The following is a 7032-nucleotide window of genomic DNA, read 5'->3' on the forward strand; positions in this document are numbered from 1 at the left end:
CGCCGGCTGCCGCCGCCAGCGCCGGCGGCAGCCCGGCCGGCAGCAGCGCCGCCAGATCGGCGGGCAGCGGCCGCTGAGGCAGGACAAAACGCATGACCCGCCCATGCCAGCGCGTTAAGACTTCAGCAAGCGCGCCGGGGTTAGAGGCCGGCGCTAGGATGCGAAGAGGGAGCTGACATGAAGAACCGCAAGATGCTGCACATGCTGCCGCTGCTCGCCCTGCTGGCCGCCTGCAACACGATCGAAGGCGCCGGCCGCGATATCAGCAGCGTCGGCAAGGCGATGACCAAGTCGGCCGAAGAGACGAAGTGATCAGGTGGCTTCGGCCGCCGTGCTGCGGGCCCGCCGCTTCTCGGTGAGCCAGATCCCGATGATCGAGATCTCGTAGAGCAGGATCAGCGGGATGGCGAGCGCCACCTGGCTCCACAGATCGGGCGGGGTGAGCACGGCGGCCGCCACGAAGGCGCCAACCACGGCATAGCGGCGCCCGGCGATCAGCTGCCGACGGTTGATGATCCCGGCGCGTTCCAGCAGCATCAGCAGCACCGGCAGCAAAAAGGCGATGCCGAACGCAAGGATCAGGCTCATCACGAGGTCGAGATACTCGCCCATCGCCGGCAGCGCCTCGCGGTTGATGCCACTGGCGCCCCCCATCTGCTGGAAGCCCAGGAAAAACCGGAAGGCCGCCGGCATCACGGCATAATAGGCGAGCGCCGCTCCCGCCGTGAACAGGACTGGCGTGGCCAGCAGGAAGGGCAGCAGCGCGCGCTGTTCGCGCTTGTAGAGGCCCGGCGCCACGAAGCGCCACAATTCGTTGGCGATCAGCGGGAAGGCGATGCAGATGCCGGCAAAGGCCGCCACCCTGATCTCCACGAAAAACGCTTCATAGAGCTTGGTGTAGATCAGCCGCGCACCGGCGCCCGACGCATCGACCAGCGGCTGCACCAGGAAATCGAAGATGCGCCCCGCTTGGCTGAAGCACAGCGCGAAGGCGACCACGAAATAGACGACACAGCGCAACAGCCGCCCGCGCAACTCGATCAGATGATCCATCAGCGGCGCCTTGCTGGCGTCGATGTCGGAGCGGTCGACCTCGTCGGTCATGCCGCCTCACCCGGCTCGGCCGGCACTGCAGCCGCAGCCTTCTTGGCGCGCGGCTTGCGCGGCTTCTTCGGCGGTGTTTCGGCGACCGGAGGTGCTTCCACGACCGGCGGCGCGGGATCAGGCCAGCCGGCAAAGTCCGGATCGAGCGGCACCGGGCCCGACAGGTCGGGCAGCACATGTTCGGGCAGCGACGTGGCCTTCATGATGGCCTCGTTCTGTTGCGCCCAGATCTTCTGCATTTCCTCCATCTCGGCCTCGCGCATCATCGCGTCGAAGCCGGTGCGCAGGTGGCGGCTCATGGCGCGCGCCTTGCCGGTCCATTGGCCCAGCCAGCGCATCACCTTGGGCAGGTCCTTCGGGCCGATGACGAGCAGCGCCACCAGCGCGATGAGCGCCAGCTCCGAGGAATCAATGCCGAACATGGCTGCCGATCAGCACCTCGCGCCCTTGTCTCAGGGGCGGCTTTCCTCGCTCACGCCGCGGGACTGGGTGTTGGCCTGGGTGCCGCCGGTCACCTGCGGGGGCGGCGCGGCGGGCGGGGCCGGCGCATCGCCATCGCTCAGCCCCTTCTTGAAGCTGTTGATGCCCTTGGCGAAATCACCCATCAGATCGGAAATGCGGCCGCGGCCGAACAGCAGCACGATGACCAGGATGACTACCAGCCAGTGGGTGAGGCTGAACGAACCCATGTGATGAAACCCTTGCAGTTGCGCGGATGATACGCTCGCTTCTTACGCCCAAGGTGGAGGCAATGCCAGCATTTGCAGCAGCGCACCCCGCTAGACGCGGATCAGCCGCCGCCCGAAGCTCTGCCCGCTGAACAGGCCGCAGAAGGCCTGCGGCAGCTGCTCGATCCCGTCGAAGATCTCCTCGCGATACTTGACCCGGCCTGCGCGGATGAGGCCGGCGAGCTCTTCCTGCGCGGCGGGGAAGGCAGGCAAATCATCGAACACCACCATCCCTTCCATCCTGAGCCGCTTGCCGATGAACTCGCGCGTGTGGTGGATGCCGGGCGCCTCCATCGGCGTCAGATTGTAATCCGCCACCTGGCCAGAGATCACGATGCGCCCCTTCATCCGCATCACCGGCAGCGCGCGATCAACACTGGCGTTGCCGACATTGTCGAACAGCACGTCCCAGCCATCGGCACTGGCGGCGGCGAACTGGGCGTCAAAATCCGGCGCCTTGTAATCAAGCGCGGCATCGAAGCCGCAGTCTTCCACCAGCCAGCGGCACTTCTCTGCGCCCCCAGCAATGCCGGTGACGTTGGACGCGCCCCAGATCTTCGCCAGTTGCCCCGCCGTCGCGCCCACCGGCCCGGCAGCGCTCGTCACCAGCACGCGCTCGCCGGCCTGCAACTGCGCCACGCGCTTCAGGCCAAACCACGCCGTCATCCCCGGCACGCCCAATATGCCGTTCCACAGGGAGAGCGACACGCCCAGATCAGGCACCTTCGACAGGTATCCGCGCCCGTTCGACACCATGTGGGTGGCCCAGCCAGTGCCCATCACCAGATCACCGGCGGCAAAGCGCGGATGGCGACTCTCCACCACCTCGCCCACCGCAAAGCCATCGACCATCGCGCCGGGCTGCAGCGGCGGCGCATAGGAAGCCCCGGGCGACAGGCGGGAGCGGGTGCCAGGATCGCAGCTGATGAAGCGGTTGGCGATCAGCAACTGGCCCTCCGCCAGGTCCGGTATCGGCAACTCCTCCAGCCGGAAATCCTCCGGCGTCGGCGCACCGACGATGTGTCGCGCCAGCACGATGCGTTTCATTGTGGTGGCGGTCATGCCATCGTCTCCCCGATCAACCGGAGGCCATCATGGACCAGCGCATCAGCATCGTCACCCTCGGCACCGACAATATGGCGCGCGCCGTCGCCTTCTGGGAAGCGATGGGCTGGCCGCGCAAGGCCCGGAAGTTCGAGGCCATCGCCATGTTCCAGTGCGGCGGCATGGCGTTTGCCATCTACCCGTTCGACAAGCTGGCCGAAGATTGCGGGATGAAAGATCGCGGCCCCGGCTTCGGCGGCTTCACCCTCGCCCACAATGTCAGCAGCAAGGCCGAAGTCGACGCACTCCTCGCCCGCGCGGTGGCCAATGGGGCATCCCTGCAAAAACCCGCCCACGACGCCTTCTGGGGCGGCTACTCTGGCTATTTCTGCGACCCCGACGGCCATCCGTGGGAAGTGGTCTACAACCCGTTCATGGTGCCGGGGCCGGATGGTGCAGTGACGCTGGGGGATTGAGGAGAAGTGAAGCCTCCGGCGGGCAGGGTCGCAGACCCTGCACCCATTCGTTCTCGGGCGGTGGTTGATGGCAGAGCTGGAGTGAGAAGCGGAATGTCCGGAAGTGGGCATCAAGACTGAGCAAACGGACGTCACAGACGGGGTATTATCGCTCGCTCCCCACTCGCTTAACAAGCCAGTTAATGATCACCCTTCCAACCACCCCAATCCCAAGCGCAGTCGCCAGCGCCACGATTACGTGCCACCATCGGATGTCATCGTAACCAACGATTGCCACTATCGCGAGCAGCGGCACACAGGCGACAATTGCGATGAAAAAGCCCGATTTCCCACCGATGGTGGGGCTTTCACGATATCCGTCGCTACCCATCCCGCGAAGCTAAACCAAAATGAGGTATCGAGATAGGCGTGCTCGTGTCTCAATGGCGGCCAAGGGGTCGCAAGCGGATACTCAGTCGCGCCCTGCCCATGCGAAAACAAATGGGTGCAGGGTCTGCGACCCTGCCCGCCGGAGGCCCCTGTTCCGCTCCCTTCTCATCCCCGGCGGCTGGCGCGTGCGCAATATGGCTTGCGCCGCAGGGCGGCCGGTCGCAGCATCGCGGCGGTCGTCGTTGCGTCCTGATCGTCCCTCGCGCTGGAGCCTGCCATGAGCCTTGACGACTATTCCAAACTGGACGGCCTGGGCCTCGCGGAGCTGGTGGCGACGAAGCAGGTGCAGCCGATCGAACTGGTCGATGCCGCCATTGCCCGGATCGAGCGGCACAATCCCAAGATCAACGCCGTGGTGTGGACGATGTTCGATCGCGCGCGGGCGATGGCGAAGGGGCCGTTGCCGCCGGGGCGCTTTGCCGGGGTGCCGTTCCTGCTGAAGGATTCACTGGGGGATATCGCCGGCGCGCCGACGCGGCATGGCTCGGCCTTCGTGCCGGCGACGCCGTATGAGCAGAACGCCAATCTCACCAACCGCTTCCTGGCCGCCGGGCTGGTGCCGCTGGGCAAGACCAATGTGCCGGAATTGACGCTGATGCCAGTCACCGAAGGGCGCCTTTATGGCCCGGCGCGCAACCCGTGGGACATCAACCGCACGCCGGGCGGATCGTCGGGCGGTGCGGCGGCGGCGGTGGCGTCCGGCATGGTGCCGGTGGCGCACGCCAATGATGGCGGCGGCTCGATCCGCATTCCGGCCTCCTGCTGCGGGCTCGTTGGCCTGAAGCCCACCCGTGCCCGCACGTCCGTGGGGCCAACGCTGGGCGAAGGCTGGGGCGGCCTGGAGGTGGAGCATGTCGTGTCGCGCAGCGTGCGCGATTCGGCCGCCATGCTGGACGCGACGGCGGGCAGCGCGCCTGGCGATCCCTATTGCGCGCCGCCGCCGCCAGCCTCCTGGCTCGCCGAACTGGCCAACGCGCCGGGGGCCTTGCGCATCGCCCTGGTGCGGGTACGGCCGGATGGATCGGCCCCGCACGCCGATTGCCTGACCGCCGTCGATCACACCGCCGCGCTGTGCCGGTCGCTGGGCCATCAGGTCGATCTGATCGACCCGCCGGCCTGGTGGGCGGCCTCGTCGGAGCCGTTCACCGTGCTCTATGCCACCAGCCAGGTGAGCTTGATCGACAGCATCGCGGCGGCCACCGGCGCCGTGCCATCGCCCAACCAGCTCGAAGGCTATACGCTCGCCGTATACGAAATGGGCAAGAGCTTCAGCGCCGCCCAGTATCAGGCATCGCTGAACGCCATCCACCAGTTCGGCCGCGCCGCCGCCGCACTGCACCAGCAGTATGACGTGATGCTCACCCCCACCCTGGGCGCACCGCCGCTGAAGATCGGCACGGTGGACACCGAATCCGCCAACCCCGAGGCCACCATCGGCCAGCTGCTCGAGTTCGTGCCGTTCACCACCATGGCCAACATGACCGGCCAACCGGCGATCACGCTGCCCCTGTTCTGGAACGCCGACAATCTGCCGATCGGCAGCCAGTTCATCGGCCGCTATGGCGATGAATCGCTGCTGCTGCGCCTGGCGGCGCAACTGGAGGCAGCGCAGCCGTGGGCGCTGCGCCACCCGCCGGTGTGGGGTTGAGGTTTAGCGGGAAGACAAGAAGCCGAGCCTCCGGCGGGCAGGGACGCAGTCCCTGCACCCGTTTGTTTTCGGGCGGCGCTTAAAGGCCCAATTGGGTTGAAAACCAGACGTCATTGGATAAGCGCGGTCAGTCTTCTACTTTGACGAAAAGCGCCCCACATTTCGAACACTCAGACCGAAGCGGAAAATTAACACCCCCATATTCCTTGCCCCAGAAGCGTGTCCAGAATCGCTTATCGCGCCTCAAGCGCTCTTCGGCTTGATGATCTTGGAATGCTGGATAGCCACACGCATCACACTTAATGCTGAACAGCGCGACGGCGGGAATGAAAAGAGCCAGCCCAACTGCCGAGGGCCACAGATAGCCAAATGGCCAACCGATAAGGCAGCTCAGAAGGAAGACGGCAGAAGAAACTGCGGCCGGTACTTGCCAGCGACGAGCGATCTCAAAGCGCTTTGGAATTGCAGATCTATCCGCTTCCATAAGGTTCAAATAGCAGCCCCAGGGAATGTCCGCTACAGGGTCGCGCGCGGAAACGTCCCCAATCAGCGCACCCCAAAACAAATGTGTGCAGGGTCTGCGACCCTGCCCGCCGGAGGCCTTTATTTGCCTTCTTCTCTGTCCAACTGTTCGGCGAGCAAGTCCAGCGCTGCCACCGCAAACGCCACCATGTTGGCCTGCCGGTCGCTTGATCCCGTTGCGATGGTGCGGGCCACCTGCACCGGGCCGCTTACGGCCACCACGTCATGCCCCGCCGCGTGGCCATAGGGGTTGCCGTTCGGGCCGGCTGCGCCGGTTTCGCCGATGCCCCAGGTCACGCTGTGCTGCTTGCGGATGGTTTGCGCCATCAGCAGCGCGAAGGGTTCGGTGGCGGACATGAAGCCGCGCACGTCTTCGCGCCTGAGGCCGAGCAGGCGATGCCGGGCGCGCGGCGTGTAGACGACCGCGCCGCCGAGATAGAAGGCCGAGGCGCCCGGCACACTGAGCAGCGCCGCCGAGATGAGCCCGCCGGCGGCGGATTCGGCCACCGCAACGGTCTCGCCACGGGCCTTGAGCTGCGCGCCGATGTGGGCGGCGGTGGCGAACAGGGTGTCCATCGTCATGGCCGCAACTTGGCGCGGTGGCGGGCGGGCTTCAATGAAAATCCCGGCTGCGGGGCAGGATGCGCACGTCGCGCGGGTGCCGTCCGCGCGGAGCCGCCTTGGGCGGTGGCGGCTTGCGACCCGCTGGCCCGTGCACCAGGTCCTCGCTCGCCCGGGCCAGCGGCGTGGTGCCGTCGTGCGCGTCGGACAGGCGGTCCAGAACAGCAGACATGTCGGTGATGCGTGTGGCCATCAGGTGCATCACGCCTTCGGGGCTGCGCTGCACCTCGCCTTCCACCTGCATCAGCCGGCTGGCCATGATCGCCCTGCGGAACGTCTCGAACAGCCGCGCCCACACCACCACGTTCACCACGCCGGTTTCATCTTCCAGCGTGATGAAGATGGCGTTGCCGCCGCCGGGGCGCTGCCGCACCAGCACGACGCCGGCCACCGTGGCCCGCCGGCCATTCTTCGCGGCGGCGAACTGGGCGGCGGTGAGCACGCCGGGGAAGAAGCGGCG

The 7032-nt window shown here is 66.5% G+C and carries 9 protein-coding genes; 3 read left to right on the forward strand and 6 right to left on the reverse strand.

What is annotated here, in order from left to right:
- The first annotated feature begins 192 nt into the window (after positions 1-192).
- On the forward strand, positions 193-312 hold the full coding sequence (locus GJV64_RS09550; protein ID WP_164157021.1) for an entericidin A/B family lipoprotein: 120 nt from the start codon (positions 193-195) through the stop codon (positions 310-312).
- Here GJV64_RS09550 and tatC read toward each other — a convergent pair whose 3' ends face one another.
- From tatC to GJV64_RS09570, 4 genes are all read right to left on the reverse strand, one after another.
- Entirely contained in the window at positions 313-1104 is a 792-nt protein-coding gene (gene tatC / locus GJV64_RS09555; protein ID WP_164157015.1) for a twin-arginine translocase subunit TatC, read from the reverse strand.
- On the reverse strand, positions 1101-1526 hold the full coding sequence (gene tatB, locus GJV64_RS09560) for a Sec-independent protein translocase protein TatB (protein WP_164157016.1): 426 nt from the start codon (positions 1524-1526) through the stop codon (positions 1101-1103). The genes tatC and tatB overlap by 4 nt, the downstream gene beginning before the upstream one ends.
- A gap of 30 nt (positions 1527-1556) precedes the next feature.
- Complete coding sequence (locus GJV64_RS09565) at positions 1557-1793, reverse strand: twin-arginine translocase TatA/TatE family subunit (protein ID WP_164157017.1); 237 nt, start codon at positions 1791-1793, stop codon at positions 1557-1559.
- Positions 1794-1883: 90 nt separating this feature from the next.
- Positions 1884-2894, reverse strand: a complete 1011-nt coding sequence (locus GJV64_RS09570) for an NADP-dependent oxidoreductase (RefSeq protein WP_235927682.1) — start codon at positions 2892-2894, stop codon at positions 1884-1886.
- 32 nt (positions 2895-2926) lie between these two features.
- On the opposite strand from GJV64_RS09570, the gene GJV64_RS09575 reads away from it, so the two are divergent.
- Positions 2927-3352 (forward strand): VOC family protein, encoded by a 426-nt coding sequence (locus GJV64_RS09575; RefSeq protein WP_164157018.1) that lies wholly within the window; start codon positions 2927-2929, stop codon positions 3350-3352.
- 646 nt (positions 3353-3998) lie between these two features.
- Positions 3999-5429, forward strand: a complete 1431-nt coding sequence (locus tag GJV64_RS09580; protein WP_164157019.1) for an amidase — start codon at positions 3999-4001, stop codon at positions 5427-5429.
- A gap of 603 nt (positions 5430-6032) precedes the next feature.
- On the opposite strand, the gene GJV64_RS09585 is transcribed toward GJV64_RS09580, so the two are convergent.
- Together GJV64_RS09585 and GJV64_RS09590 are read right to left on the reverse strand one after the other, a co-directional pair.
- Positions 6033-6533 (reverse strand): CinA family protein, encoded by a 501-nt coding sequence (locus tag GJV64_RS09585; protein ID WP_164157020.1) that lies wholly within the window; start codon positions 6531-6533, stop codon positions 6033-6035.
- Positions 6534-6564: 31 nt separating this feature from the next.
- On the reverse strand, positions 6565-7032 hold a 468-nt coding region (locus GJV64_RS09590; RefSeq protein ID WP_235927683.1), incomplete at its 5' end, for an OB-fold nucleic acid binding domain-containing protein.

Origin of the sequence: Sandarakinorhabdus rubra (assembly GCF_010994245.1) — a bacterium.
Lineage (GTDB): Bacteria > Pseudomonadota > Alphaproteobacteria > Sphingomonadales > Sphingomonadaceae > Sandarakinorhabdus > Sandarakinorhabdus rubra.

Bases quoted from the DNA above. Each gene is read 5' to 3' on its own strand.
- GJV64_RS09550 (WP_164157021.1), top strand. From the start codon at position 193: ATGCTGCACATGCTGCCGCTGCTCGCCCTGCTGGCCGCCTGCAACACG.
- tatC (WP_164157015.1), bottom strand. From the start codon at position 1,104: ATGACCGACGAGGTCGACCGCTCCGACATCGACGCCAGCAAGGCGCCG.
- tatB (WP_164157016.1), bottom strand. From the start codon at position 1,526: ATGTTCGGCATTGATTCCTCGGAGCTGGCGCTCATCGCGCTGGTGGCG.
- GJV64_RS09565 (WP_164157017.1), bottom strand. From the start codon at position 1,793: ATGGGTTCGTTCAGCCTCACCCACTGGCTGGTAGTCATCCTGGTCATC.
- GJV64_RS09570 (WP_235927682.1), bottom strand. From the start codon at position 2,894: ATGACCGCCACCACAATGAAACGCATCGTGCTGGCGCGACACATCGTC.
- GJV64_RS09575 (WP_164157018.1), top strand. From the start codon at position 2,927: ATGGACCAGCGCATCAGCATCGTCACCCTCGGCACCGACAATATGGCG.
- GJV64_RS09580 (WP_164157019.1), top strand. From the start codon at position 3,999: ATGAGCCTTGACGACTATTCCAAACTGGACGGCCTGGGCCTCGCGGAG.
- GJV64_RS09585 (WP_164157020.1), bottom strand. From the start codon at position 6,533: ATGACGATGGACACCCTGTTCGCCACCGCCGCCCACATCGGCGCGCAG.